The sequence below is a fragment of the Stutzerimonas tarimensis genome, assembly GCF_042648805.1.
Classification (GTDB): domain Bacteria; phylum Pseudomonadota; class Gammaproteobacteria; order Pseudomonadales; family Pseudomonadaceae; genus Azomonas; species Azomonas tarimensis.
In genome coordinates, this window is sequence record NZ_JBHRXZ010000018.1 from 124,263 (window position 1) to 150,490 (window position 26,228).

Genomic DNA, 26,228 nt, shown 5'->3' on the forward strand with positions numbered 1-26,228 from the left:
CCCTCAGGCCGGCGGAACGTCCACGATCAGGGTGTCACACGCCGCCTGCGCAAGGATATGTCGGGTAACACTGCCCACCAGCCAGCTTTCCAGTCGGCCGACGCCGCGCTTGCCCATCACGATCAGGTCGCAGTCCTGCGTCTGCTGCTGTTCCAGTACATGGCGGACAGGGTCACCATGGAACAGCGAGCAGCTTGTTGCCGTCCGGTCCAGATCGGCCTCGCTCATCAACCTGTCCATCCGTTGTCTGGCCTCCTCATGCAGCGCATCGAGCATCTCGGCGTGCATGGCTTCACCGACGCCGAGCTGGAACAGCTTGCCCTCGAAAGGCAGCTGATAGGCATGGAGCAAGGATAGCTGTGCCTGCGGCGCTATGGCTTGGACCATGCGCACGGCATGCAGCGAACGGTCGGAAAAGTCGATGGGTACCAGAACCCGACGATACTCCACCGCGGGCGCGTGCTTGACCGCCAACAATGGCCGCGAGGCGCCTCGCAGCACCCGTTCCAGAGTCGAGCCGTAAAAGCGCTCGGACAGTTGCCCTTCGCCGTGGGCGCCCATTACCAGCAGGCCGGCATCGAGCGCGTCCGCGTAGCCGGCGATTTCATCCACCACCTGGCCCTGACTGAGTTGCAGGCCGATCTTCGCGCCGTGACGCGCCACCAGCCCGGCCGCAAGCTTCTCCAGCTCCTCTCGGGCTTCGTCCAGCAGGCGCTGCCGGTAATCCTCGGGGTGTCTCTCGAGCAGGTGCCGCAGCGATTCCAGTGCGCCATGACTGACCACATGCTGGATAGAAAGCGGGACATCCAGCCTGCATGCGATCAGGGCTGCGCGTTCGGCAGCGTGACGCGACAGGCTGGATAGATCGGATGCCGCCAGCAGGTTGTGGATGAACATCAGCTGCTCCTCTTGAGTTCCTGTGCAAGGCCGCGTCCGGTTTGGTCGGCGGCGGCGTTGTACGGATTGATCAGGCGGGCCACGCCGGCCTTTTCCAGGGCTTGCGCGTGGACCGGATCTGCCCCACGGCCGCTACCTGGCCGGTAAAGCCGGCTTCGCGCAATGCGTGCAGAAGGGCCCGCTTCGACTCCCGCGGCGGAAAACCGGTCGCCATCCAGGCCGTCCGGGCGTTTCGGCCGCTCCAACGCCATCTCTCGATAAGGCCGCTTGCGTTCGAAGACGTTCAGCCAGGGAGCCGGGCGGATGTACAGCGGGTGCGAGTAGAGGATCATGTAGGTGACATCATGATGGTCACCAGTCCCACCAGGGTGGTCAGGCCCCGGCGCTTCGTTGTCCATGTGCCCCTCGCCGGGGCTGCCAATCGTCGGAGACTGCCTCAGCCTGCCAGGACCCGGTTGCGCCCGGTGCGCTTGGCTCCATACAGGGCCTGGTCGGCACGTTTGAGCAGCGCTTCTACGGTCTCGTCATGGCCACGATGATCGGCCACCCCCACCGAGACGGTGATTGCCTCGCCGGTCGGACTGATGGTGCAGGCGATGCGGTCGCAGAGTCGCTGGGCTGCGCCCAGGGCTTCCTCCAGCCCGGCGCCTGGTAGCAGCAGGACGAATTCCTCGCCGCCGCTGCGGCAGAGCAGGTCGCTGACGCGCGCCGATTCGCGCATCTGTCGGGCTAGAAAGCGCAGCACCTCATCACCGATGTCGTGCCCGTAGGTGTCATTGACGCGCTTGAAGTGATCGACATCGAGGATAGCCACGGCAAAGGGGGCGCCTTGTTGCCTCCAGCTATCCAAGGTCTGTTCCAGGCCGCGTCTGTTGGTCAGGCCAGTGAGCGGGTCGGTGACGTTTTCCTGGTTCAGCCTGCCAAGCTTCTGGTGCAGCAGGGTCACACCGGTGAGCAGACCGCGCTTGAGACGATCGGCTTCGTAGTACCAACCGCCCACCTTCTCGAGGCGCTCGGGCGCGTCGGCGGCGTCCAGTTCAGGCGCCATGTTGGCCAGGTCGCGCAGCGGGCGGACAATGAACTTCGACAGCCAGGCCAGTAGCAACAGCGAAAGGATCATCAAGGGGATGGCATTGCGTATGGTCGACCAGACCAGGGTGTCCAGGTCGCGCAGAGTCACTTCGGTGGGACGCTGGGCGACGATGCCCCAGGACGAGGCCGGCACCCGGGCGTAGCCGGCCAGCATGTCCACGCCGCGCAGGTTGGTGAGACGTTCGGCGCCCTGCTCGCTACGCAGCAGCGCCTGGACCACGGTGTTGGCCGTGACGTCCTCACCGACCCGGCCCTGGTCCTCGTGGTAGATGAGGGTGCCGTCGGCATCTACCACATAGAGGCTGGAGCCGTCGCGGTAGTGATGCACGCCGAGCAGGGTATGCAAGATATTGCGCGAGCGCAGGTGGATGGCGCCGCCGACATAGCCCAGGTAGCGCCGCTTGCTGTCGTAGATCGGGTGGGAAATCATCACCACCAGCCGGTCGTTGACGCCCAGATAGGGATGGGAAATGGCCGGCAGCTTGTTATGCAAGGCTTCGCGCGCGCCGGCCGAGGTCAGCTGCTGGCCGACCAGGTAATTGGCAGAACTGGCCATCACCACGCCGTCGGCGCGCACTACCAGAGCCGTATTGAAGGTGTCGCTCTGCTGTGTGAGCCGGCGTACCTCATTGTCCATCAGCGGCTGATCGGCAAAGCCTGCCGCGAGGATCTCGGCACTGTAGGCAAGCTGATCCTGGGTGGCTACAAAGAATCCCTCGGTTACATCAGCCAGCTTGGCGGCGTAGGCGCGGTTGGTTTCCAACGTCTGCCCCATGAGCTGGTCGCGCTGTGTGTGGTAACTGGCGAGAAAGCTGTTGGCGAAGCTCAGCGCGGCGGAAACCACGACCAGCGACAGGATGAGTTTACGAAGATCGATTTTGAACATGTGCTGCTGACAAGAGAGATTTCATGGGCCGGCGCGGGTCGCGGGAGCTTCACCTTAAGGTTCGCGTGCCGGTCAGGCAAAGAAAATCTGTCCGACCGGGCGACATCCTGGCGCCGAACCAAGCCCCACCGCAGCCGTTCTATCTTTCATCTGACTGCTGCCTGGAGAAGGCCATGTGTGCTGCGACCCTCACTGCCCCGGGGCGAGACGAACCGCCCTGCGCCGACGTGGACTGCCTGATCGTCGGTGCCGGTCCGGCCGGCCTCACCGCCGCGATCTATCTGGCGCGCTTTCATCGGCGCTGCCTGGTGGTTGACGCGGGCCACAGCCGCGCCTCCTGGATTCCCACTTCGCACAACTACCCGGGCTTTCCTCCAGGGATTTCCGGTGACCAGTTGCTGCTTCGCCTGCGCCAGCAGGCCGAGCGCTACGGCGCGACCCTGGCAAGTGGACGGGTCACTGACATCGAGCCCCACCCGCAGGGGTTTCTGGTGAGCTACGAAGGCCTTCGTTGCATTGCCCGACGGGTGATCCTGGCGACCGGGGTCGAGGACACCCTGCCGCCGATGCAGGATGCCGAGGCGGCCATCGCCGCCGGGGCGCTGCGCTTGTGCGCGGTCTGCGATGGGTATGAAGTGAGCGGCCATGAGGTGGCGGTCTACGGCGAGGCGGCGACGGCGATCGGTCACGCGCAGTTCCTGCGAACCTTCACCGACCGGGTCACGGTCATCGCCAAGCCCGGGCCGCCGCCCTCAGCGGATGCCCGGGCGCTGCTGGCGCATTTCGGAATCGGGTTCATCGATGTCGAGATCGACACCCTGAGTTACCGTCCGGGCGAGGGCATCGAGGTGTTGACCCGTGATGGCACTCGGCGGTCATTCGAGGTGCTCTATCCCAGCCTTGGTTGTCGCACCCGCTCCGACCTGGCGCTGCGCCTGGGCGCCGAGTGCGATGATTGCGGCGCGTTGAAGGTGGATGATCACCTGTATACCGGGGTGGAAGGGCTGTTCGCCATCGGCGATGTGGTCAGCGGCCTGAATCAGATCAGCGTAGCGGTGGGGCAGGGCGCTCAGGCTGCCACTGCGGTGCATAACGGCCTGGAGGCCAATCCGTGGCGGCGCGGCTGATCAGGCGCAGACAGCCTTGCTCGGCGCCTGTGAGCTGAACCTGCGGATGTCGAAGGAGCGTGCCCACTCGACGACTGCCGGCCCAGGCATGGGTCGTGCCACACCGAAACCCTGGGCGACCTCGCAGCCCATCAGCATCAGCATGCGTGCCTGGGGCCAGGTCTCGACGCCCTCGGCGACGACTTCGCGCTCGAATGCCAGGGACAGCCGGATGATCGCCTCGACCACCGCCTGATCGCTGTGGTCTCCGAGTATGCCGCGCACGAAGGATTGGTCGATCTTGATGGTCTGCGCCGGCAACCGCTTGAGGTAGCTCAACGAGGAGTAACCGGTGCCAAAGTCATCGAGCGAGATGCGCACGCCCATGGCCTTGCAGCTATCGAGGTTGCGGTTGGCGTGGTGGATGTTGTCGATGGCCACGGACTCGATGATTTCCAGATCGAGCCGGTCCGGCCTGAGCGTGGCGTGGCGCTGCAGTTTCTGCCGGATGGTGGTCGCGAAGTCGTCCCGCTGGAAGTGCCGGGCGGCGATATTCACCGCGACAGACCAGTCGTGGTCCTGAGCATTCCAGTCCTCCAGTTGGGTCAGCGCCTCATCGAGCACCCAGTTGCCGATCTCGACGATCAGGTCGCTCTGTTCCACCAGCGGAAGAAAGTCGCCCGGTGGTATCAGGCCGATTTCCGGGTGCTGCCAGCGCAGCAGCGCCTCGAAGCCGAGGATCTTGCCAGTGCGCAGGTGCACCTTTGGCTGGTAGTGGACGCGCAGTTCGCCATCGGCCAGGGCCTGGGTGACCCGCGCCAGGTTCTGGTGCGAGGCCTTGGCCTGTTGCTCATGGATGACATCGAACTGCTGGACCCGATTGCCACCCTTCTGCTTGGCCTGGTACATCGCCTGGTCGGCGTGGCGCAGCAGGGTGTCGGCACTGACGTCATCGCTGGGGTAGAGCGTGACGCCGATGCTGCCGGTGATGCTGATCGGCAAGCGCTCGATCAGATAGGGCGCCCCGACCACCGTCAGTACCCGCTCCAGGCTCTGATACAGATCTCGGGTATTGCCGATGCCGTTGAGGACCAGCACGAATTCGTCTCCACCGATGCGGGCGACCACATCGCCGCTGCGGGTGATGTCGTCCAGGCGGCGTGCCACCTCGGTGATCAGTTGGTCGCCAACTGCGTGCCCGTAGCGGTCGTTCACCGCCTTGAAGTCATCCAGGTCGAGCATGCAGATGGCCAGTTGGTGCTCGCCGCGGTAGGGCGCGGAGATGATCTGCTCGAAGTGTTCGGCCAGCACCAGCCGGTTGGGCAGACCGGTCAGTTCGTCGCGCCCCACCTTGTGTCGCAGGCGCTCGAGCAGGTTGTGCTCTTCGGTGATGTTGAAGCGAATCGACACGTAGCGGTAGATCATGCCGTCGTCGTCGAGCATCGGCACGATGGTGCTGTCGACCCAGTACAGTTGTCCGTTCTTGGCGCGATTGCAGACCTCGCCCTTCCAGATCTGGCCGGAGGCAATCGTCCGCCACATCTCACGGAAGAATTCGGGTGGATGTTGGTTGGAGTTCAGGATGCGGTGGTTGGCCCCGAGCAGTTCGCTCGAGCTGTAGCCAGACACCTGACAGAACTGGTCGTTGACGTAGGTGATGGTGCCGTCGATGTCCGTCTCGGAAAAGATGGCGGCGGCGTCCACCGCAGCGCGGTATCCGCCGCGTACGTGCGGCTGTGAGGCGGGCGACTTCCTTTTCATCATGTCCTTCTCCCTGTCGAAGCGCTCGATATGAGCGCTACCTTCACGGCGACGCTTGAAAGCCGGCGGGTCTGCGTCCATGGCAAGGCCCTGCCGCGTATCGACGGCCGGCGGATCATACGCCCTGTGACGGGCTTGTGGCCGGGTTTCTGTCCAGGCCGATTCGGGTTCGTAGCGGATGTGCGATGGGGTTCACTCCCTGGCTTGACACGCGTCACGCTAGGCAGCCCAGGACTCCTATGATGGCAGTTGGCCTGTTAAGTTCCTCTTCGCCACGGGGAATCCTCGGCGTGCCGAACAGTCCCTTACAGGAACCCCAGTCGGAGCGAGCCGATGGCCCGGCTTAAAATCGCGACCTTCAACATCAACGGCATCCGCTCGCGGCTACCGGCGCTGCTCGAATGGCTCGAGCGGGAGGCGCCGGATATCGCCTGCCTGCAGGAACTCAAGGCGCAGGATGCCACCTTTCCCATCGGCGAAATCCAGGCCGCCGGTTATGGTGCCATCTGGCACGGCGAGAAAGCCTGGAACGGTGTGGCCATCCTGGCCCGTGACAGCGAACCGATCGAAAGCCGCCGCGGGCTGGGCGACGACCCCCACAGCCGTTATCTGGAGGCGGCAGTGCACGGCATTCTGGTCGGTTGCCTGTACCTGCCCAATGGCAATCCGCAACCCGGCCCCAAGTTCGACTACAAGCTGGCCTGGTTCGAATGGCTCATCGCCCACGCCGCGAGCCTGCGTGCGAGCGGGCACCCAGTGGTGCTGGCGGGTGACTACAACGTGGTGCCCACCGATACGGATATCTACAACCCGCGCTCCTGGCGCAAGGACGCGCTGTTGCAGCCGGAGAGCCGGGCCTGCTTCGAGCGGCTGCTGGCGCAGGGCTGGACCGATGCCTTGCGCGCCTGCCACCCGCAGGCGCGGCTGTATACCTTCTGGGATTACTTCCGTCGACACTGGCAAACCGATTCGGGGTTGCGCATCGACCACCTTCTGCTGAGTCCGGATCTGGCGGCGCGCCTGTGCGATGCCGGGGTCGACCGCTGGGTACGTGGGCGCGAGCACGCAAGCGATCACGCACCTACCTGGATCGAATTGGAAACCGATTGAAGCCGGCCTCTGGCGCAGGCCAGCCCCCGGTCGGGGCGGCACAACCGCCAGTGGCCGACCATGTAGCGGAGGACAGGATGCAGCGACTGCTCGTCTATACCGATCTCGATGGGACCCTGCTGGACCACCACAGCTACGATTTCGGTCCGGCGCTGCCGGTTCTGGAACGGCTGGAGCGGCTGGGTGTGCCCTGGATCATCAACACCAGCAAGACCTTCGCGGAATTGCGCAGCCTGCGCCAGCGGCTGGGACACGGGCATCCCTTCATTGTCGAGAACGGTGCGGCGGTCTACCTGCCGGCCGGTTGCCTGCCTGGTGGCGAAGAGCTGCCAGAAGAGCAGGGTTTGCGCGTGCGCCGCTTCGCGCCCGAACGGAGGACGCTGCTCGAGCGCATCGCCCCCCTGCTCGCCGATTACGAGTGCACGGGGTTCTCGCAGATGAACGTGGCCGAACTCCAGGCCTGCACCGGGCTGGCCGCCGAGGATGCACGTCGCGCCTTGCAGCGGAATTACTCCGAGCCCCTGCTGTGGCGCGATTCGGAGCTGGCGCTGGAGCATCTCTCCGCCAGGGTCGCGGCCTGCGGGCTCAGTCTGCTGCGCGGAGGACGCTTCGTCCACGTGATGGGGCAGGTCGACAAGGCCACGCCGATGCCCTGGCTCGGCGCGCAATATGCAAGGCAAAGCACCGCCCCCCTGCAGACCCTCGCCCTTGGCGACGGGCAGAACGATGTGGCGATGCTCGAGGCAGCGGATCGCGCGGTGATCGTGCGTTCGCCGACGCATGCACCGCCAGCGGTCAGGGGACGTTCGGTGACACTCACCGATGCGTTGGGCCCGGCCGGCTGGGCACGAGCTGTCAGCGCAGTACTGGATCAACTCATTACGGAAGCGCCTGATGACTGACTTTTACCAGAACGGAATCGTGACCACGCTGCATCAACTGTCCCGCCGGCCGCTTGCCGAGCTGGAAGCCGAGCTGATCAGTTTTGCCCGGATGCGGCCCATGGCCCTGGTATTGCCCAGCCTGTATTCGGAATTGGAAGGTCCAGCGCTGAACAAGATCGTGGAGCAACTGGCGCAGGTACCCTATCTCAATGAAGTGGTGGTTGGCCTCGATCGGGCCGACGGCGATCAGTACCGGCATGCCATTCGCTTCTTCAGTCGCCTGCCCCAGCGGACCCGGGTACTTTGGCACGACGGCCCGCGGCTGCAGGAGTTCGCTGCCGAGCTGGCCGCCGAGGAGCTGGCGCCGCGCGAGCCGGGCAAGGGCCGCAACGTCTGGTACTGCCTGGGCTACATTCTCGGCTCCGGGCGGGCCGAATCGGTGGCGTTGCACGACTGCGACATCGTCACCTACGACCGCGAGATGCTTGCGAGGCTGATCTATCCGGTGGCCAATCCGCATTTCAACTACCAGTTCTGCAAGGGCTACTACGCCCGGGTCGCCGACGGCAAGCTGAACGGGCGGGTCAGCCGCCTGCTGGTCACGCCGCTGCTGCGTGCCCTGAAAAAGGTGCTCGGCAATCTCGACTATCTGGAGTACCTGGACAGTTATCGCTACCCACTGGCGGGAGAGTTCTCGTTTCGCCGAGAGGTGATCAACGATATCCGCATCCCCAGCGACTGGGGCCTGGAAATCGGCGTGCTCAGCGAGATGAAGCGCAACTTCTCGACCAACCGCCTGTGCCAGGTGGACATCGCCGACAATTACGATCACAAGCATCAGGACCTGTCGCTGGGCGACGACCAGGACGGCCTGTCGAAGATGTCCATCGACATCATCAAGTCGATCTTCCGCAAACTGGCCACCCAGGGCGTAGTGCTCACTCCCGAGACCTTCCGGACCATCAAGGCCACCTACTACCGGGTCGGTCTGGATTTCATCGAGTCCTACCGCAACGACGCCATGATGAACGGCCTGCAACTGGACGTGCACAAGGAGGAGCAAGCGGTGGAGATGTTCGCCGAAAATATCCTCAAGGCCGGCAACGTATATTTTGACAACTCGATGGAAACGCCCTTCATCCCCAGTTGGAACCGTGTCAGCGCGGCCTTCCCGACCCTGCTCAAGCGCTTCTATGCGGCTGTCGGCGCGGACATGAAGGAATACGGCACCTGATCGCACCCCCATCGCCCTCAACCGGAGCTAGGCAGTCATGGCCCTATCCCGTCTCGAACAGCGTATTGGCGCGCACCTGCAGGTGCTCTATCCCGACCTCGATCCAGGGGAGCTGACCCAGGCTTGCCTGCAGGCGATCAGCAGTCCGCCCGATGCCCCGACTCCGGTGCCCCACAGCAATCTGTGGAGCCAATGCGACTGCGTGATGATCACCTATGGCGACAGCCTGCGCCGCGAGGGCGAAGCGCCGCTGCATACCCTGCACCAGTTTCTCAACCGGCACCTGGCCGACTGCATCAGTACCGTGCACATCCTGCCGTTCTTTCCCTACAGCTCGGACGACGGCTTCAGTGTCATGGACTACAGCAGCGTGAGCCCCAAGGTCGGCGAATGGGAAGATGTCTCGGCGCTGGCGGAAGACTTCACCGTCATGGGCGATCTGGTGATCAACCACTGCTCCAGCCGCAGCCGCTGGTTCGAAAACTTCAAGGCCGGGGTCGAGCCCGGCGCCAGCTTTTTCGTTCAGGTGCCTGGCGACACGGACCTCTCGGCGGTGGTCCGGCCTCGGACCTCGAGCCTGCTGCGCGAGGTGGAAACCGCCTCGGGCACCCGCCATGTCTGGTGCACCTTCAGCGAGGACCAGGTCGATCTCGATTTTCGCAACCCCGAGGTGCTGCTGACCTTTCTGCGGATCATTCGCCTGTACATCGAGAAGGGCATCACCTGGTTCCGCCTGGATGCGGTGGCCTTCCTCTGGAAGGAAATCGGCACCCGCTGCATCAACCTGCCACAGACCCACCAGATGATCCGCCTGCTGCGGTTGCTGATCGAGCACCGCGAGCCCGCCGCCACCCTGATCACCGAAACCAACATTCCCAACAACGAGAACCTGACGTACTTCGGCAATGCCAACGAAGCCCACATGATCTACAACTTCTCGTTGCCGCCGCTGCTGATCAATACGCTCATCAGCGGCAACTGCACCCATCTGAAGAACTGGCTGATGACCATGCCGGCGGCCCAGCACGGCACGGCGTACTTCAACTTCATCGCCTCGCACGACGGTATCGGCCTGCGGCCCGTGGAGGGCCTGCTGACCGACTGGGAGGTGAGCAACCTGATCCAGACCCTGCAGCGTTTCGGCGCGCGGGTGAGTACTCGCACCGGGCCGGACGGCCAGCCGAAGCCCTACGAGATCAACGTCAGCCTGTTCGACGCGCTCAAGGGCACCGTGCAGCATGGTCCGGACCCCTGGCAGGTGGCACGCTATCTCTGTGCCCACGCCATCATGCTGGGGCTCGAAGGAATCCCGGCGATCTATGTGCACAGCCTGGTGGCGACCGAGAACGACGAGGACCGGGTGACCCATAGCGGGCATCTGCGCTCGATCAACCGGCACATTTGGCAGGCCGACGATCTGGAGGAGAAACTGGTCGGGGAAACCCACCATCGCGGGGTATTCAATGCGTTGCGGCGGCTGATCAAGCTGCGCTGCGCACAGCCTGCGTTTCATCCCAACGCCTCGCAGTTCAACCTGCAGCTCGGGGAGAGCCTGTTTGGCTACTGGCGCCAGAGTGTCAGCGGCGAGCAGAGCATCTTTGCCATCTACAACGTGACCGATACGCCGCAACGGCTGAACCTGGCGGAGCTCAACCTGCTGGCTGCCGACCTCTGGCACGACCTCATTCGCGGGCAGGATTACGAAGATCAGGTGGCGCAGATTACCCTGGCGCCCTACCAGGCGCTGTGGCTGACCGACCAGGTGCCGGTTGCCGAAGCGGATGCCGCCGCGGACTAGACCGATTCGCCGATGCGGGCCGGGTCGAAGGATTCGGCCCAGTCGAGGACCTGTTCGGCCGGCATCGGCCGGGCAATCCCGTAGCCCTGGGCAAGTTCGCAGCCGAGCGAGAGCAGCAGCGCGGCCTGGGCGCGGGTTTCCACGCCCTCGGCGATGACATCCCGGTCGAAGGCGCGGCACAGGCTGATGATGGCCATGGTAACCGCCTGGTCACTGGGATCGTCGAGGATGCCGCGGATGAAGCTTTGGTCAATCTTGATGGTCTGCACCGGTAGCCGCTTGAGGTAGCTGAGCGACGAATAGCCGGTGCCGAAATCGTCCAGCGATATACGTACTCCTGCCTCACGGCAGGCTTCGAGGTTGCGGTTGGCATGCTGGATGTTGTCGATCGCCACCGACTCGATCAGCTCTAGGTCCAGTTGCTCAGGATGCAATTCCGGGTGCGCCGCCAGTTTTTCCGCGACCGCGGCGGCAAAGCCGTCCTGCTTCAGATGTCGGGCGGCGATGTTCACCGACACTGACCAGTCCTTGCCATGCGTGCGCCACCGCGACAGCTGGTCCAGCGCCCGCTCGATGACCCAGTCGCCAATCTCGACGATCAGGTCCGCCCGCTCCACCACTGGCAGGAACTCCAAAGGAGGAATCGTCCCGCGTTCAGGGTGTTGCCAGCGCAGCAACGCTTCGAAGCCGAGGATTTTTCCGCTGCGCAGGTTGACCTTGGGCTGATAATGGAGCACCAGTTCGTCGTTGTGCAGCGCCTCGGTCATCCGTGCCAGGGTCTGGTGCGAGGCCCTGGTTTCGAGCGCCTGGCTGACATCGAACAGCTGGAAGCGGTTTCCGCCCTGCTGCTTGGCCTGGTACAGCGCCTGGTCGGCATGGCGCAGCAGGGTGTCGGCACTGACGTTGTCGCTGGGAAACAGCGTCACGCCAAGACTGGCGGTGACCTTCAGGGCAATGCCTTCGATCAGGTAGGTCTCGGCGACCCGCGCGAGCACCCGCTTAAGGCTGTTGCGCAGTTGGGGAAGGCGCTCGATGTCGTGCAGGATGAGGACGAATTCATCGCCGCCGATCCGGGCCACCAGGTTCTCGTTGCGGATGATGCTGGCCAGCCGTGTCGCCACCGCGGTGAGCAGCAGATCGCCCACCGCGTGACCGTGGCGATCATTGACGTCCTTGAAGTCGTCCAGGTCGAGCATGCACACCGCCAGTTGCACATTGGCAGGGCAGGGCATGGAGACGATGCGTTCGAAGTGCTCGGCGAGCAGGGTACGGTTCGGTAGACCGGTGAGCTCGTCGTGCCCGACCTGCCGGCGCAGGCGCTCGAGCATGTTGTGCTCTTCGGTGATGTTGAAGCGAACCGAGACGTAGCGGTAGATCTCGCCGCCAGCGTCCTGCATCGGCACGATGGTACTCTCGACCCAGTACAGGCTGCCGTCCTTGGCCTGGTTGCAGACCTCGCCTTTCCAGATCCGGCCGCTGGTGATGGTGCGCCACATTTCGGCGAAGAAAGCCGAAGGATGATGGCCCGAGTTGAGGATCCGGTGGTCCTGGCCAAGCAGTTCATCCGCCGAGTAGCCGGAGACCTCGCAGAACTGGTCGTTGACGTAGGTGATGACGCCGCGGGCGTCGGTTTCAGAGAAGATCGCGGCGGCGTCCACCGCCGCGCGGTAGCCGAATTCGACCCGGTCGAAATGCGCCGGCATGCTCATGGCATGGAGTCCCCGGTGCGGCCTGTGCTTGCCCGACCTGCAGTCTGCAGAAAGGCGCTCCCGGGGCCGCCTGCTGACGTCGGGCGCACCGAGGTACGGGGTCGGGAGGAAGCGGGTAGCGGATCGTGGGCAGGCATAATGGGCTCGAAGCGACGACACGGCAGCTGTGATATCTAACTGATATCACAGCTGGCCTGTTTTTGCGCTGCCCATGATGCCTGTTCGCTGCCTCTCTCACAGAGTGGCCTCTGCAGGAAGCCCGTGCTAGGGGCCGGCGAGCACACCTGGCTGCTGGCCGCCGAGGAGCCGGCCGAATCTTGCGCCGACGCGCCGATTCAGTACCTGACCGCGATGCGAGGCGCGCAGGGCGAGCAGCTGCCAGCCGGCGTTGTACAGGGCGTTGGATTCGATGCAGAACACCGGCTTGCGCGACAGGTGCGCGATGTCCAGCGCCTGTCCGAGCTCGCTTTCGATGAACAGCTGGGTGTCCGGAAAGCTGCGGTACACGTCTGCCTTGAACCTGTGGTGCACCTTCAGCCGCCGCCGCTCCGCCGCCGATGGTAGGTCGAGCATGTGCAACTGGCCATAGCGAACGCCATGGCGATCCAGCCATTCCTCTGTTTCGCCGCGGTACTTTTCCAGGCGGCTGGTGACCAGATGTGCCACCTGCAGCCCGGGTATATAGAGCGGCTGGGCGTTGCGCAGAAATTGCAGGTAGTTGGCGCCGTCATCGTTCTGCTGATGGGTCGGGTCGACGCAGAGCACCCCGTCGATGTCCAGGCAGGCGCGGCTCAGCGAGGGGTGCTGCATCAGGTTCCATTCGAACATGGCAGGCTGATCAAGCCGTTCGAGCACCTGATCCAGGTCTTCGGCATGGCCGGCTGGCGCATAGGCGGCGAGGGTCATGATCTTTCCGGGGAAGCCTGCCGCGATACGCGTGGCCAGCTCGCGCATCGAGGCGCCTGAGCCACTGTCTTCGACCAGCAGCACCTTGCGTGCCTCTCGGGCGCGGATCAGTGGCTCATGGCGGTAGGAACGCACCGCCTCGCGTTCCAGGTGCCCGTTGCGCTCGAAGGTGTCGAGATCGGTGCAGGGCAGGTTGAGCTTGATGGCCAGCATTCTCGCCAGGAACAGGCCCCCTGGCGATACGCCTACCACCAGGTCCAGGTTGCGAGGAATCCTGTCGAGATGCTTGCCGAGCAGGGTCAGTAGGTCGTTCACACTTCGATAGTGCATGTCGCGCTCCCGGTGCTTGCGTTACGGCCTGAGCCACCTGAAAAACCCTTTCGAAACTACCGACAGGGTGATATTTGCCTGGATATGTTCGCGGCGCATCGTGACAACTCCGTCACGATTCGATGAAACCTTGATGACAGTGGGTCGGCCATCCGGTCGAAACCGTGCCTTACAATCCCCTCACGCCTGGCCCTTGCGCAGCCACCCCTCACCCTGCAGGGCGGGCTTGACCTTGACCCCATGTCAAGGTTGATGCTGTCGGCCTGCAGAGGATTGCGCACATGAACCAGACGACCTACACAATCCCCGTCACCGGCATGACCTGCGCCAGTTGCGCCGGGCGGGTCGAGCGGGCGTTGCTCAAGACCCCCGGGGTGGAATCGGCGAGCGTCAACCTGGCCAGCGAACAGGTGCGCATCGTCGCCACCGCTGGCAGGCTGTCCGACCTCATCGGCGCGGTGGAGAAGGCCGGCTACGGCGTGCCGGTACAGGTGCTCGAGCTGGGCATTTCCGGCATGACCTGTGGCAGTTGCGTCGGCCGCGTGGAACGAGCGCTGCTCAAGCTGCCGGGCGTCCGGGCGGCCTCGGTGAATCTTGCCAGCGAGCGGGCACGGGTCGAGATGCTCGGCGTTGTCGAGCCTGGCGAGCTGATTGCCGCGGTGGAGGCTGCGGGATATGGCGCCAGCGCCGAGGCGCCTGCCGGGGAGGCCGACAGTGGTGAGGCACGTCTGCGGCGCGAGCGTCTGAGCGTGATCCTCGCCTTGCTGCTGGCGGTACCGCTGGTGCTGCCGATGGTCGCGCAGCCGTTCGGGTATCACCTGATGCCGCCACCGCTGATCCAGTTCCTGCTTGCCACGCCAGTGCAGTTCATCCTCGGTGCGCGTTTCTATCGAGCCGGCTGGAAGGCCGTGCGCGCCGGTGCCGGCAATATGGACCTGCTGGTGGCGCTGGGCACCAGCGCCGGCTATGGCCTCAGCCTGTACCAGTGGTGGGCCGCGCCGGAAGGGGTGATGCCGCACCTGTATTTCGAGGTTTCGGCGGTGGTGATCGCCCTGATCCTGCTCGGCAAGTACCTGGAGTCACGCGCCAAGCGCCAGACCAGCGCAGCGATTCGTGCCCTGGAGGCGCTGCGGCCGGAGCGGGCGGTGCGCCTGGTGGACGGTCGTGAGGAAAACGTGGCCATCGCCAGTCTTGTGCTGGGCGATCGGGTGGTGGTGAGGCCGGGCGAACGTTTTCCGGTGGACGGCGAGGTGCTGGAGGGCCAGAGCCAGGCCGACGAAGCGCTGATCAGTGGCGAGAGCCTGCCGGTGACCAAGGGCCCCGGCGATCCGGTCACCGGCGGCTCGATCAATGGCGCCGGGCGGCTGCTGGTGCGCACCACGGCGCTCGGCGCAGAAACGGTATTGGCGCGCATCATCCGCCTGGTGGAAGACGCCCAGGCGGCCAAGGCACCGATCCAGAAACTGGTGGACCGGGTCAGTCAGGTCTTTGTCCCGGCGGTGGTGGTCGTCGCCGTGGTGACCCTGGCCGGCTGGTCGCTGGCGGGCGCGGCGCTGGAAGTAGCCGTGCTCAATGCGGTCTCGGTGCTGGTGATCGCCTGCCCCTGCGCGCTCGGCCTGGCCACCCCGACCGCGATCATGGCCGGCACCGGCGTGGCAGCCCGGCACGGCATCCTGATCAAGGACGCCGAGGCGCTGGAGATCGCCCATGCGGTCGATAGCGTCGCCTTCGACAAGACCGGCACCCTGACCTCGGGCACGCCGAGCATCGTTCATCTGCGTGGGCTGGAATTCGACGAAGCCGAACTGCTGCGCCTGGCCGGTGCGCTGCAGCGGGGCAGCGAACATCCGCTCGCGCGGGCGGTGCTGGAGCGCTGCGCCGAGAAGGGCATCAGCCCTGATCTGGCAGACGACAGTCGCGCACTGGCCGGGCGCGGCACCTCGGGCAGCCTCGCCGGTCGTTCGCTGGCGCTGGGCAACCAGCGGCTGCTGGAGGAATCGGGACTGCAACCTGGCGCACTGGGCGAGGTGGCCAAGGCATGGGAAGCCGAGGGGCGAACGCTGTCCTGGCTGATCGAGCAGGGCCCGACGCCACGGGTCCTGGGCCTGTTCGCCTTTGGTGACCTGCTCAAGCCGGGGGCTGGAGCGGCGATCCGTGCGCTGGCAGCCAGGCAGCTGCGCAGCCACCTGATCACCGGTGACAACTGGGGCAGCGCGCGGGCGGTGGCCACGCGGCTCGGGATCGATGATGTACACGCCGAGGTGCTGCCAGCCGACAAGGCCGCCACGGTCGCGGCGCTCAAGCGGAAAGGTGCCGTGGTGGCGATGGTCGGCGATGGCATCAACGACGCGCCTGCGCTGGCCGCGGCGGATGTCGGCATCGCCATGGGAGGCGGCACCGATGTGGCCATGCAGGCGGCCGGCATCACCCTGATGCGCGGCGATCCGCGGTTGGTGCCGGCGGCGCTGGACATCAGCCGGCGCACCTATCGCAAGATCCAGCAGAATCTGTTCTGGGCCTTCATCTACAACCTCATCGGGATTCCACTGGCGGCCTTTGGCCTGCTCAGTCCGGTAGTGGCCGGTGCGGCGATGGCCTTGTCCAGCGTCAGTGTGGTCAGCAACGCCCTGCTGCTGAAGAACTGGCAGCCGGTGCTGGCGGAGCCGATTGAAGAGACGCCCGCCGCACCGCTGCAGGAGGCCTCTTGAACATCGGCCAGGCTGCCGCGCGCAGCGGTCTCAGCGCGAAGATGATTCGCCATTACGAATCCATCGGACTGCTGCAACCGGCCGGGCGGGGGGCCAATGGCTACCGTCGCTATGAAGAGGCGGACCTGCATCGGCTGGCCTTCATCAAGCGGGCCAGGGACATGGGTTTTTCCCTCGACGAGGTGGGCAGGCTGCTGGCGCTGTGGGCCGACCATGGCCGCGCCAGTGCCGAGGTGAAGGCGCTGGCCGCTGCCCATGTTGCGCAACTCGATGTGCGGATCGCCGAACTGACCAGCTTGCGCAATGCGCTGCAGGGGCTGGTCGACAGCTGTCATGGCGACGGACGCTCGGAGTGCCCGATTATCGACGAGCTGCAGTCGAGGGGCTGAAGCGCGTTCTGGAAACCTTCCGTCAATCGGCTTGCTGGCACGCTGGGGCTCACTTCGCTATACCTCAATGTCATAGGAGGTACGACCCGCGTCGGTTTTCAGCACGAGCGTAGCTATGGCCCTAGATCCGCCAGTTCCTGCCAACGAGGCACAACGCCTGGTGCGTGTTCACGACATGTGTTTGATCGACGACACCCCCGACGAAACCCTGGATCAGATCGTGCAGATGGTCGCCGAGCACTTCGGTGTGCCTATTGCCCTGGTTTCCATCGTCGATCGCAACCGCCAATGGTTTCGCGCGCGGGTAGGTATCGAGGCGAGCGAAACCTCCCGGCGCGACTCCTTCTGTGCCCATGCCATCAATGGTGAGCATCTGTTCCAGGTCTGCGACGCGACCCGTGACGAGCGATTCCGCGACAACCCGCTGGTGATTGGCGGGCCGGGGGTGCGCTTCTATGCCGGCATTCCGCTGGTAACCGACGACGGGCTGGGCCTGGGCAGCCTGTGCATCATCGACACCGAGCCGCGTCCGGCCCTCACCGAGCAGCAGGTCGCCACCCTGAAGGCGATGGCCAGGCTGGCCATGTCGCGCATCAGCGACCTGCGCAAGCTGAACTACATCGACTCGGCGACAGGGCTGGCCAATCGCGTGCGTCTCGAAGAGGACGTGGACGATCTGCTCGAGATGGGCCATGAGCTCCTGGTGGTGGTGGTCGATGCGTTGTCACCGCAGTTTTATCAGGACTTCGTCAAGGCCCTGGGCTACCTGTTCGACAACGACCTGATGCTGAGCATCAAGCAGCGGCTCGAGCATCTGCTGCCGCGGGAAAGCCTGCTCTACAAGATCAGTGCGACACGCTTTGCCTTTATCTCGCAGACCAGCCGGGTAGGCGAGCCGGAACCACTGTTCAACCGCATCATCGAGGCATTCGATGCGCCGCTGGAGTGCGACCGCATTCCGTTGCGTACCCAGGTCGGCCTTGGCGTGCTGGTGCTGCAGCCGGGCAGCGAGCGACGGCTGGACTGGTTGCGTTCGGCAATCAGCGCGGCGGACGATGCGCGCGACCAGGGCAGCGGCTGGTGCTATTACGACCCGCGCCAGGACGATGCCCAGCAGCGCGCCTTTCGCCTGCTCAGCTCATTGTCTGACGCGGTGCAGGCGTCGGACCAACTGCATCTGGTCTACCAGCCACGGGTGCATCTGGCTACCGGCCACTTCACCTCGGTCGAAGCGCTGCTGCGCTGGAACCACCCTGAGCTTGGCGAGGTGGGGCCCGCCGAATTCATACCACTGGCGGAAAAGACCGCGTTGATTCGCCCTTTGAGCCTGTGGGTACTGCACGAGGCGGTACGCCAGGCGGCGGAATGGCAGGCGCAGGGCATGGACTTCCGGGTCTCGGTCAATGTGTCGACCGCGGACATGCAGGACGCGCAGTTCACCGACCGGATGCTGGCGCTGTTCGAGCATTACCGGGTGCCTCCGGGTGTTTTCGAAGTCGAACTGACCGAAAGCGGGCTGATGCGCAACCTCGACGGCGTACGCGCCCAGCTCGAGCGCATCGCCGCCATCGGCGTCGAAGTGGCCATCGACGACTTCGGCTCGGGCTACAGCAACTGGGCCTATCTGCGCGAACTGCCGGCCACCACGGTCAAGCTGGACCAGTCGCTGTTGCGCGACCTGATGTCGGTGAAGAAGCACCAGCACATCGTCAAGACCATGACCGAGCTGGCCTGCGAGCTGGGCTACCGGGTGGTTGCCGAAGGGATCGAAAGCGAGACGGTCTACGAGTTGATGCGTCAGTGGGGCTGCCATGAGGGCCAGGCCTTTCTCATGGCGCGGCCCATGACGCCTCCGGATTTGCTGGCCTGGGCGCAGGCGCGTGGGTCCGGCTGAGAGCCGCCCGGCCTGAGCTCTAGAACCAGAAACGGATCCCGGCGACCAGTCGGGTGTCACCCTTGTCTTCACCCGCCGCACGCAGGTAGTCGGCGGTATTGCCGTAGGCGCGGTGCCGGCTCACACCGATGTAAGGGGCGAGCAGGGGAGTGATCTCATAACGCAGGCGCAGCCCCAGTTCGGCGTCGCTGAATCCCGCACCGGTGGCACGGGCCGGGTCGTTGCGCCCGTGGAGGTTGAATTCAGCCAACGGCTGCAAAATCAGCCGGTTGGTCAGCAGCACGTCGTACTCGAACTTGGCGCGAAACCCTGTCTGGCCGCCTTCACCGAGGTAGGCGGTCAACTGGGTTTCCAGGCCGTACAACGGCATGCCCTGCACACCCAGGGCCGCCCAGGTCTGGGGCGAGCCGGGCTTGAAGTCCTGGCGTATGCCGGCCACCGACTCCCACCAGGGGCCGATGGCGTGCCCCCAGAACAGCTGCAACTCCGCTTTCTCGGTATGTCCGGCCACCCGCTCGCCCTCGCTGCGCATCCATAGCCGGTTGATGTCGCCACCTACCCAGCCCTGGAAGTCCCAATACAACGCGCTGCCCTCGTCGGCGTCCTGCCATTCCAGCCGTTCGGCAAAGAAACGATAGTGGGTGCGATCGCCGTGCATGTGTTGCGCGGCCAGGGGCGGGAAGGCGGCAGCGCGCTCGGCGTCGGTCAGCGGAGGAAACCGCGGATCGCTGCCCCTGGCACGATGCGCCGCGCCATGGGTGCCGTGGCCGTGGTGCATGTGATGCCCCTGGTGCGGGTCGTCCTGCCCTTCGTGCGCGCTGTGCGAAGCGTCCGTCGCCGTCGCCGGGGCGGGGTGATGCCCGGCATGGCCGCTCTGTGCCAGCACTGGCGCCGGGCTGACGCCAAGACTCAGGCCGAGCGCCAGCAGCAGGGATGGCTTGTTCATCAGCGGTTTCCTTGTTCTTCGACGCGGACTTCACGGAACATTCCGAGGTCCATGTGCATCAGCATGTGGCAGTGGAAGGCCCAGCGGCCGGGGGCATCCGCGGTGACGCGGAAGCTGCGGATGGAGCCGGGCGGCATGTCGACGGTGTGCATGCGCACCTGAAAATCGCCGTACTCGTTCTCCAGGTCGCTCCACATCCCGTGCAGGTGTATCGGGTGGTGCATCATGGTGTCGTTGACCAGCACCACCCGCAGGCGCTCGCCGTATTCCAGGTAGATGGGTTCGGCATCCTGGAACTTGATGCCATCGAACGACCAGGCGAAGCGCTCCATGTGACCGGTCAGGTGCAGTTCGAGGGTTCGCCCCGGCTCGCGGCCGTCGGGGTCGGGAAAGGCGCTCTTCAGGTCGGCATAGGTCAGCACCCGCCGACCGTTGTCGCGCAGGCCGATACCCGGATCGTCGAGCTTGGCGACCGGCATCATGGTCTGCATGTCCACCAGTGGATTGTTGCGTTCGCTGGCAGGATGACCCTGCATCTGGAGCTTCGGCCTTTCAGGCGGTGCTTCGCTGTGGCCGTGATGCCCGTGATGGTCTTGATGCGAGGACTGACCCTGGCCGGGATGATGGCCGCCAGGCGCAGCGGCGTCATGTCCGCCGTGCCCGCCGCCATGGCCACTGTGGTCATGGCCCATGTCGGCCATGGTCAGCTCCGGTCGCGGGTCCGGTTGCGGGACCGGCGCGTCAAGCCCGCCGCGGACCGCCAGGGTGCCGCGGGCGTAGCCGCTGCGGTCCATGGCCTGGGCGAACAGGGTGTAGGCCTGGCGCTCGGCGGGGGTGACGATCACATCGTAGGTTTCCGCCACGCCCAGGCGGATCTCGTCCACCTCGACCGGCTGTACGTTCTGGCCATCCTTGGCCACCACGGTCAGCTTCAGACCGGGAATGCGGAAGTCGAAATAGGTCATCGCCGAGCCGTTGATCAGGCGCAGGCGGACCCGCTCGCCCGGCTCGAAGAGTCCGGTCCAGTTGCTGTCCGGCGCCTGGCCGTTGAGCAGGAAGGTGTAGGTCTCGCCGCTGACGTCGGTCAGGTCGGTGGGGGTCATGCGCATCCGGGCCCAGGCCCAGCGGTCGCCCAGGGTCTCGCCGAGACCCTGTTCGCGGGTGTCGCGAACCAGATCGCCGAGGGTGCGTCGGCCCCTGTTGTAGACGTGCGATTCCTTCTTCAGCTTGGCCAGCACCCGCGCCGGGCTCTCATCGGTCCAGTCGGAAAACATCAGCACGTGGTCGCGCTCGTAGGCGAACGGCTCGGGCTCGCGCGGGTCGATGATCAGCGGGGCATAGACGCCCAGTTGCTCCTGAAAACCCGAATGCGCGTGATACCAGTAGGTGCCGCTCTGCTTCAGGGTAAAACGGTATTCGAACGTTTCGTCCGGGGCGATGCCGTCGAAGCTCATGCCCGGTACGCCATCCATATTCGCCGGCAGCAGGATGCCGTGCCAGTGGATGGAGGTGTCCTGGCCTAGCCGGTTGCGCACCCGCAAGGTGACGGTGTCGCCCTCGCGCCAGCGCAGGAGCGGGCCGGGAATGCTGCCGTTGATGGCCGTGGCGATGCGTTTGCGACCGGTGAAGTTCACTTCCAGCGGGGCGATGTCGAGATCGAAGTCGGTGCCCGACAGCACGCCCGACTGCCCGGGCCGGGTGCCGGCCCAGGTGGGCTGGCGCCATAGGCCGAGGCCAGCGCAAAGGCTGCTGGCGGCCAGGCTGGTGACAAAGGTTCGCCTTGTGAGGGTCGAGGCCATGGGGTTCCATTCCTGCACATTGATAGAGCAATCCTGGCGGACACTGCCTGACAGTTGGCTGAGCGCTGGATTACATTTCTGTCAGCTTGTGGTGGGGTGCCGCGATGGCCGGCACACTGCCTCTCCCCATGCCTGAAGGTTCGAACAGATGAAACTACTGGTCGCCGAGGACGAGCCGAAAACCGGTCTCTATCTGCAGCAGGGACTGAGCGAGGCGGGTTTCGTCGTCGATCGCGTAACTGACGGCGCCGAGGCGTTGCACCGGGCGCTGGGTGAACCCTACGACCTGCTGATCCTCGATGTGATGATGCCGGGACTCGACGGCTGGGAAGTGCTGCGGCTGCTGCGCGCGGCCGGCCGTGAAATTCCGGTGCTGTTCCTCACCGCCCGCGACCGGGTCGAGGACAGGGTCAAGGGCCTTGAACTGGGCGCCGACGACTACCTCGTCAAGCCGTTCGCCTTTTCCGAACTGCTGGCGCGGGTGCGTACCCTGTTGCGGCGCGTCGGAGGTGGTGGCAGCGCGCCGACCATATTGGCCATCGCCGATCTGCAGGTCGATCTGCTTGGACGCCGGGTCAGCCGGGGTGGCCAGCGCATCGATCTGACCGCCAAGGAATTCGCCCTGCTCGAGCTGCTGCTGCGCCGGCGTGGCGAGGTGCTGCCCAAATCGCTGATCGCCTCGCAGGTCTGGGACATGAATTTCGACAGCGACACAAACGTCATCGAAGTGGCCGTGCGCCGTCTGCGAGCAAAGCTCGACGAGCCTTTCGAACCCAGGCTGATCCATACCGTGCGCGGCATGGGTTACCGCCTGGATCTGCCGGAGTCATCATGAGTCGCCTGTCGCTCACTGCCCGCCTGAGCCTGCTGTTCATGCTCGCGGTTACCGTCGTGCTGGCCGGTGCTGGCGTGTTCTTCAATGCCTTCAGCCAGCATCACTTCGAGGAGCTCGACCAGCGATTGCTCCATGACAAGCTCGCCGGCACCCGCGCGCTTGTGCAGGGGCTCGACAGCCTGGCCGAGTTCGACCGGCTGCGCCCGGAGCTGCGTGCATTGCTGGGCGCCAATCGCGACCTCTCTTCGCTGATCTACGACGACGCGGGCCGGGTCTGGCTCGATGACCTCGCCGGGCGATTGCCTAACGCCGCGCTTGGCCTCAACCGGCGCGGAGAATGGCAGCTGGAGGAGGGCGGGCAGGTCTGGCGCGGCCTCGTCGAACCACTCCCGGCCGCCCCCGGGGGGCCACCGCTGACGCTGCTGCTGATGCTCGATGTCACCACCCACCATACGTTTTTCCATGCGCTGGCCGGCTGGCTGTGGACGGCCCTGGTAGTGGTCGCGCTGCTGGCCGGACTGCTCGGCTGGCTGGTGGCGCGCAGCGGGCTTCGGCCATTGCGCGAGGTGAGCGCGGCCATGGCCGCCACCTCGGCGCGGTCACTGACCACGCGGCTGCCGGAAACCGGGGTTCCGGCCGATCTACAGGCTCTGGTGCAGAGCTTCAACGCCATGCTCGGGCGCCTGGAAGACGGCTTCCTGCGGCTCTCCAATTTTTCCGCCGACATCGCCCACGAGCTGCGCACGCCCCTGAGCAACCTGATGACGCATACCGAGGTGGTGCTGACCCGCGAGCGCGACGCCGAGGCGTACCGGGAAAACCTCTACTCCAACCTGGAAGAACTGCGGCGCATGGCGAGGATGATCGACGACATGCTGTTTCTGGCCAAGGCGGACAACGGGCTGATCGTCCCCGCTCGCCAGAACATCGCGCTCGAAGCGCTCTGCGCCAAGCTGCTGGACTTCTACGGGTTGCTGGCCGAGGAGCGCGGCCTGCGCTTCTCGCTGCAGGGCAGCGGCACCGTCGAGGGCGATCCGCTGATGCTGCACCGGGGGTTGGACAACCTGCTGTCCAACGCCATGCGCTACACGCCCGACGGTGAATGCATCGAGATCAGCATCCAGCAGGGGGAGCGGGTCGCGCTGCGCCTGTGCAATCCCGGCCCGGACATCCAGCCCGAGCACCTGGAGCGGTTGTTCGATCGCTTCTACCGGGTCGACCCGGCGCGCCGCGAGGGTGGTGCCCATGCCGGACTCGGCCTGGCCATCACCCGTTCCATCGTCGAGGCGCATCGAGGGCATATCGACTGCCGTTCGGCAGGCGGGCGCACCTGCTTCATCCTGGACTTTCCTGGCGCTCGCTGATGGCTCGTGGCCTGTAAGCCTTTTCCCCGTTCCGATGAGCTGTCGGCCAGCAAGCGGCCGGAGCGGTCCAACCTGCAGGTACAGCCGTATCGCTTTGCCGACAACCAACAGGGAGTTCGCCACATGTTCAGTCTGCGCCTTTCCGTAGCCTCCATCCTGCTCGCCACCGGCAGCCTCGCGCTGGCCAATGATGGGAGTCTGGTTCTCAACCAGACCGGCGAGAACAACGAAGCCGTTGTGCAACGTCTCGAAGGCATCGGCAACCACAGTAGCCAGGCCCAGGTCGGCAACGACAACCGCTCGGTGCTGACCCAGGCGGGCGATGACAATGTCGCGGAAACCTTTCAGAACGGCGGTGATCTGGCCGAGCTCGAGCAGACCGGCAACGGCAACCTGGCAAACATCTACCAGGCCAGCACCGAGCAGGGGCACACCGCATCAGTGGTGCAGAGCGGCAACCTCAACGAGGTGCGGCTGGTGCAGAGCGACGGCTTCGCCTCCAGTGCGCGGCTCTACCAGACGGGCGACAGCAATTTCCATTCGATTTCGCAGACCTATATCAACAACCACCTTGAAGCGACCAGCATCGGCGACCGCAATCAGATCATGGCGGTGCAGAACGGCACTGGCGATGCCACCCTGCGGCAGACCGGCAACGACAACGTGATCGCGGTCAACCAGCAGGTGTTTCCCTACGGCGGCACCATCGCCGTGACCCAGCAGGGTGACTTCAACCGTGCCAGTGTCGCCCAGACCGGGGGCGGGCGGTACGCGGCCGGAGAGGTGACCCTGCGCCAACTCGGCGATGGCAACCAGGCCTATGTGAATCAGGCGGCCGGCTTCAATGAAGTGGACTGGACCCAGGAGGGCGAGCGCAACGTGCTGGTGGCCTACCAGGGCACCCGCGGGGCCAGCATCGTCGGTGGCTCGGTGGGTGACAACAATCGTGCCGACATCTCCCAGGTGTTCGATGACATGCAGCTCGACCTGAACCAGAATGGCTCGCTCAATTACGCCCAGGTGACCCAGGAAGCCTACGGCGCGGAAGCCAGCATCAGTCAGTTTGGCGTGGCCAACCAGGTCCACCTGCATCAGAGCATGGGCGCCGACGCCTTCGTCATGCACAGCGCGGCGATTCGGCAGAACGGTAGCGGCAACTCCGCGCAGGTCACCCAGCGGTAGGCCCGAACACCAGGAGGTGGCAAGCGCTTTGACAGCGCGACCTCATGGCCCGATGCTCTCAGGCCTCACAGCAGCAGCGGAGAATTCTTGATGTCCAGCAAAGCGATCGTCGTCCAGCCAGGCGGTGGATACGAAAAGGTCATCCTTGGCGAACGAGTCGCCGCTGAGCCCCGAGCGGACGAGATCAGCGTGAGGTTGCGGGCCAGTTCGCTCAATTACCATGACTTCGCCGTGGTCAGCGGCATGTGGGGACCAGGCGAGCCGCGCATCCCCATGGCCGATGGCGCTGGGGTGGTGGTGGCGGTGGGCGAAGGTGTAAGCGAGTTTCAGGTGGGTGACTCGGTGGTCAGCACCTTCTTTCCCGACTGGCTCGATGGCGAACCCGTGGCCGAAGGCTTCGGCGGAACGCCGGGCGACGGCATCGATGGCTATGCCCGCGAATCGGTGACTGGGCCGGTGTCCTCTTTCACTCGCGCGCCAAGAGGCTGGAGCCATGCCGAGGCGGCCACTCTGCCCACTGCCGGCCTGACCGCCTGGCGGGCGCTGATGGTTGACGGCGGGCTCAAGCCTGGCGACACCGTGCTGGTCCAGGGCAGTGGCGGGGTGTCGGTGTTTGCTCTGCAATTTGCCAAGATGGCTGGCGCGACCGTGATCGCCACCTCGTCGAGCGACGACAAGCTGGCCCGCCTGAAGGCGCTGGGCGCCGATCAGCTGATCAACTATCGGGAAACCCCGGCCTGGGGAGAGCGGGTACGTCAGCTGACCGATGGACGCGGGGTCGACCATGTGATCGAGGTCGGCGGCCCGGCCACGCTGGAACAGTCGATGATCGCCGCGCGGGTCGGCGGGCATGTGTCGCTGATTGGCATCCTCACCGGGGTTACCGGTGAGTTTCCGCTGGTGGCGGCGCTGCTCAAGCAGCTGCGCCTGCAGGGCGTGCTGGTCGGCAGCCGCCAGCAGCAGATCGAGATGATCCGGGCCATCGAGGCCACCGGGATGCGCCCGGTGATCGATCGCGAGTTTCCGCTGGAGCAGATCGTCGACGCCTTCCGCTACCAGGAAACCAACCAGCATTTCGGCAAGATCTGCCTGAGTTTCTAGAGCGCTTCGCCGCTCGTTCCCACATGACTGAACCCCACCCGTAGGAGCGAGCTTGCTCGCGAATGGCCGGCGCACCGCCAGAGGCCTCGCGCAGCCTTCAAACCCCGCTTTCGCGAGCGAGCTCGCTCCTACAAAAAGCGGGCTAGAGCCCGCCTTGATTGCTAAGGCACCCACCCCGCCCGGAGGAGCGAGCTTGCTCGCGAACAAGCGCACCACCAGAGGCCTCGCGCAGCCTTCAAACCCCGCTTTCGCGAGCGAGCTCGCTCCTACAAAAGCGGGCTAGAGTCCGCCTTGATT

20 protein-coding genes are annotated in these 26,228 nt (G+C 65.0%); 12 read left to right on the forward strand and 8 right to left on the reverse strand.

What is annotated here, in order from left to right; all coding sequences use genetic code 11:
• Nucleotides 1-3: 3 nt before the first annotated feature.
• Genes ACFOMF_RS08980 through ACFOMF_RS08990 form a run of 3 tightly spaced genes read right to left on the reverse strand, consistent with a single transcriptional unit; the run spans nucleotide 4 to nucleotide 2,875 of the window.
• Complete coding sequence (locus ACFOMF_RS08980) at nucleotides 4-897, reverse strand: universal stress protein (RefSeq protein ID WP_386363927.1); 894 nt, start codon at nucleotides 895-897, stop codon at nucleotides 4-6.
• Nucleotides 897-1,295 carry a hypothetical protein gene (locus tag ACFOMF_RS08985; protein ID WP_386363930.1) on the reverse strand — a complete coding sequence of 133 codons (399 nt, stop codon included), beginning with the start codon at nucleotides 1,293-1,295 and terminating at the stop codon, nucleotides 897-899. The genes ACFOMF_RS08980 and ACFOMF_RS08985 overlap by 1 nt, the downstream gene beginning before the upstream one ends.
• A gap of 38 nt (nucleotides 1,296-1,333) precedes the next feature.
• On the reverse strand, nucleotides 1,334-2,875 hold the full coding sequence (locus ACFOMF_RS08990) for a sensor domain-containing diguanylate cyclase (protein WP_386363933.1): 1,542 nt from the start codon (nucleotides 2,873-2,875) through the stop codon (nucleotides 1,334-1,336).
• Between the two features lie 173 nt (nucleotides 2,876-3,048).
• Here ACFOMF_RS08990 and ACFOMF_RS08995 point away from each other — a divergent pair, with 173 nt between their 5' ends.
• Complete coding sequence (locus ACFOMF_RS08995) at nucleotides 3,049-4,002, forward strand: NAD(P)/FAD-dependent oxidoreductase (protein ID WP_386363935.1); 954 nt, start codon at nucleotides 3,049-3,051, stop codon at nucleotides 4,000-4,002.
• Here ACFOMF_RS08995 and ACFOMF_RS09000 read toward each other — a convergent pair whose 3' ends face one another.
• Nucleotides 4,003-5,742 carry a putative bifunctional diguanylate cyclase/phosphodiesterase gene (locus ACFOMF_RS09000; RefSeq protein WP_386363992.1) on the reverse strand — a complete coding sequence of 580 codons (1,740 nt, stop codon included), beginning with the start codon at nucleotides 5,740-5,742 and terminating at the stop codon, nucleotides 4,003-4,005. It abuts the gene before it with no gap.
• Nucleotides 5,743-6,075: 333 nt separating this feature from the next.
• On the opposite strand from ACFOMF_RS09000, the gene xth reads away from it, so the two are divergent.
• From xth to ACFOMF_RS09020, 4 genes are all read left to right on the forward strand, one after another.
• Nucleotides 6,076-6,852, forward strand: coding sequence for an exodeoxyribonuclease III (gene xth / locus ACFOMF_RS09005; RefSeq protein ID WP_386363937.1), 777 nt, complete (start codon nucleotides 6,076-6,078; stop codon nucleotides 6,850-6,852).
• A gap of 77 nt (nucleotides 6,853-6,929) precedes the next feature.
• Nucleotides 6,930-7,754, forward strand: a complete 825-nt coding sequence (locus ACFOMF_RS09010; RefSeq protein WP_386363940.1) for an HAD-IIB family hydrolase — start codon at nucleotides 6,930-6,932, stop codon at nucleotides 7,752-7,754.
• Nucleotides 7,747-8,970: a glycosyl transferase gene (locus ACFOMF_RS09015; RefSeq protein WP_386363943.1), complete on the forward strand. Its 1,224-nt coding sequence runs from the start codon at nucleotides 7,747-7,749 to the stop codon at nucleotides 8,968-8,970. Before ACFOMF_RS09010 ends, ACFOMF_RS09015 begins: the two co-directional genes overlap by 8 nt.
• A gap of 37 nt (nucleotides 8,971-9,007) precedes the next feature.
• A complete protein-coding gene (locus tag ACFOMF_RS09020) occupies nucleotides 9,008-10,768 on the forward strand; it encodes a sugar phosphorylase (RefSeq protein WP_386363946.1) in 1,761 nt (586 codons plus the stop codon).
• Here the strand turns inward: ACFOMF_RS09020 and ACFOMF_RS09025 are convergent.
• On the reverse strand, nucleotides 10,765-12,477 hold the full coding sequence (locus ACFOMF_RS09025; RefSeq protein WP_386363949.1) for a putative bifunctional diguanylate cyclase/phosphodiesterase: 1,713 nt from the start codon (nucleotides 12,475-12,477) through the stop codon (nucleotides 10,765-10,767). The genes ACFOMF_RS09020 and ACFOMF_RS09025 overlap by 4 nt on opposite strands.
• Before the next feature lie 264 nt (nucleotides 12,478-12,741).
• On the reverse strand, nucleotides 12,742-13,713 hold the full coding sequence (locus ACFOMF_RS09030) for a phosphoribosyltransferase family protein (RefSeq protein ID WP_386363952.1): 972 nt from the start codon (nucleotides 13,711-13,713) through the stop codon (nucleotides 12,742-12,744).
• A gap of 281 nt (nucleotides 13,714-13,994) precedes the next feature.
• Here ACFOMF_RS09030 and ACFOMF_RS09035 point away from each other — a divergent pair, with 281 nt between their 5' ends.
• The 3 genes from ACFOMF_RS09035 to ACFOMF_RS09045 all read left to right on the forward strand — a co-directional run bounded on the left by ACFOMF_RS09035 (nucleotide 13,995) and on the right by ACFOMF_RS09045 (nucleotide 18,704).
• Nucleotides 13,995-16,421 carry a heavy metal translocating P-type ATPase gene (locus ACFOMF_RS09035; RefSeq protein ID WP_386363955.1) on the forward strand — a complete coding sequence of 809 codons (2,427 nt, stop codon included), beginning with the start codon at nucleotides 13,995-13,997 and terminating at the stop codon, nucleotides 16,419-16,421.
• A complete protein-coding gene (cueR, locus tag ACFOMF_RS09040; protein WP_386363957.1) occupies nucleotides 16,418-16,810 on the forward strand; it encodes a Cu(I)-responsive transcriptional regulator in 393 nt (130 codons plus the stop codon). The genes ACFOMF_RS09035 and cueR overlap by 4 nt, the downstream gene beginning before the upstream one ends.
• A 115-nt stretch (nucleotides 16,811-16,925) precedes the next feature.
• Nucleotides 16,926-18,704 (forward strand): putative bifunctional diguanylate cyclase/phosphodiesterase, encoded by a 1,779-nt coding sequence (locus tag ACFOMF_RS09045; RefSeq protein WP_386363959.1) that lies wholly within the window; start codon nucleotides 16,926-16,928, stop codon nucleotides 18,702-18,704.
• A 19-nt stretch (nucleotides 18,705-18,723) separates the two neighbouring features.
• Here the strand turns inward: ACFOMF_RS09045 and ACFOMF_RS09050 are convergent, their stop codons facing one another.
• Together ACFOMF_RS09050 and ACFOMF_RS09055 are read right to left on the reverse strand one after the other, a co-directional pair.
• Nucleotides 18,724-19,650, reverse strand: a complete 927-nt coding sequence (locus tag ACFOMF_RS09050) for a copper resistance protein B (protein WP_386363961.1) — start codon at nucleotides 19,648-19,650, stop codon at nucleotides 18,724-18,726.
• Nucleotides 19,650-21,449, reverse strand: a complete 1,800-nt coding sequence (locus tag ACFOMF_RS09055; protein WP_386363964.1) for a copper resistance system multicopper oxidase — start codon at nucleotides 21,447-21,449, stop codon at nucleotides 19,650-19,652. Before ACFOMF_RS09055 ends, ACFOMF_RS09050 begins: the two co-directional genes overlap by 1 nt.
• 148 nt (nucleotides 21,450-21,597) lie before the next feature.
• Here ACFOMF_RS09055 and ACFOMF_RS09060 point away from each other — a divergent pair, with 148 nt between their 5' ends.
• The 4 genes from ACFOMF_RS09060 to ACFOMF_RS09075 all read left to right on the forward strand — a co-directional run bounded on the left by ACFOMF_RS09060 (nucleotide 21,598) and on the right by ACFOMF_RS09075 (nucleotide 25,931).
• Nucleotides 21,598-22,284: a heavy metal response regulator transcription factor gene (locus ACFOMF_RS09060; RefSeq protein WP_386363967.1), complete on the forward strand. Its 687-nt coding sequence runs from the start codon at nucleotides 21,598-21,600 to the stop codon at nucleotides 22,282-22,284.
• Nucleotides 22,281-23,648 (forward strand): heavy metal sensor histidine kinase, encoded by a 1,368-nt coding sequence (locus ACFOMF_RS09065; protein ID WP_386363969.1) that lies wholly within the window; start codon nucleotides 22,281-22,283, stop codon nucleotides 23,646-23,648. Before ACFOMF_RS09060 ends, ACFOMF_RS09065 begins: the two co-directional genes overlap by 4 nt.
• Before the next feature lie 123 nt (nucleotides 23,649-23,771).
• Entirely contained in the window at nucleotides 23,772-24,830 is a 1,059-nt protein-coding gene (locus ACFOMF_RS09070; protein WP_386363971.1) for a hypothetical protein, read from the forward strand.
• Nucleotides 24,831-24,920: 90 nt separating this feature from the next.
• Nucleotides 24,921-25,931, forward strand: a complete 1,011-nt coding sequence (locus ACFOMF_RS09075; protein WP_386363974.1) for a zinc-dependent alcohol dehydrogenase family protein — start codon at nucleotides 24,921-24,923, stop codon at nucleotides 25,929-25,931.
• The last annotated feature ends 297 nt before the right edge of the window (nucleotides 25,932-26,228 follow it).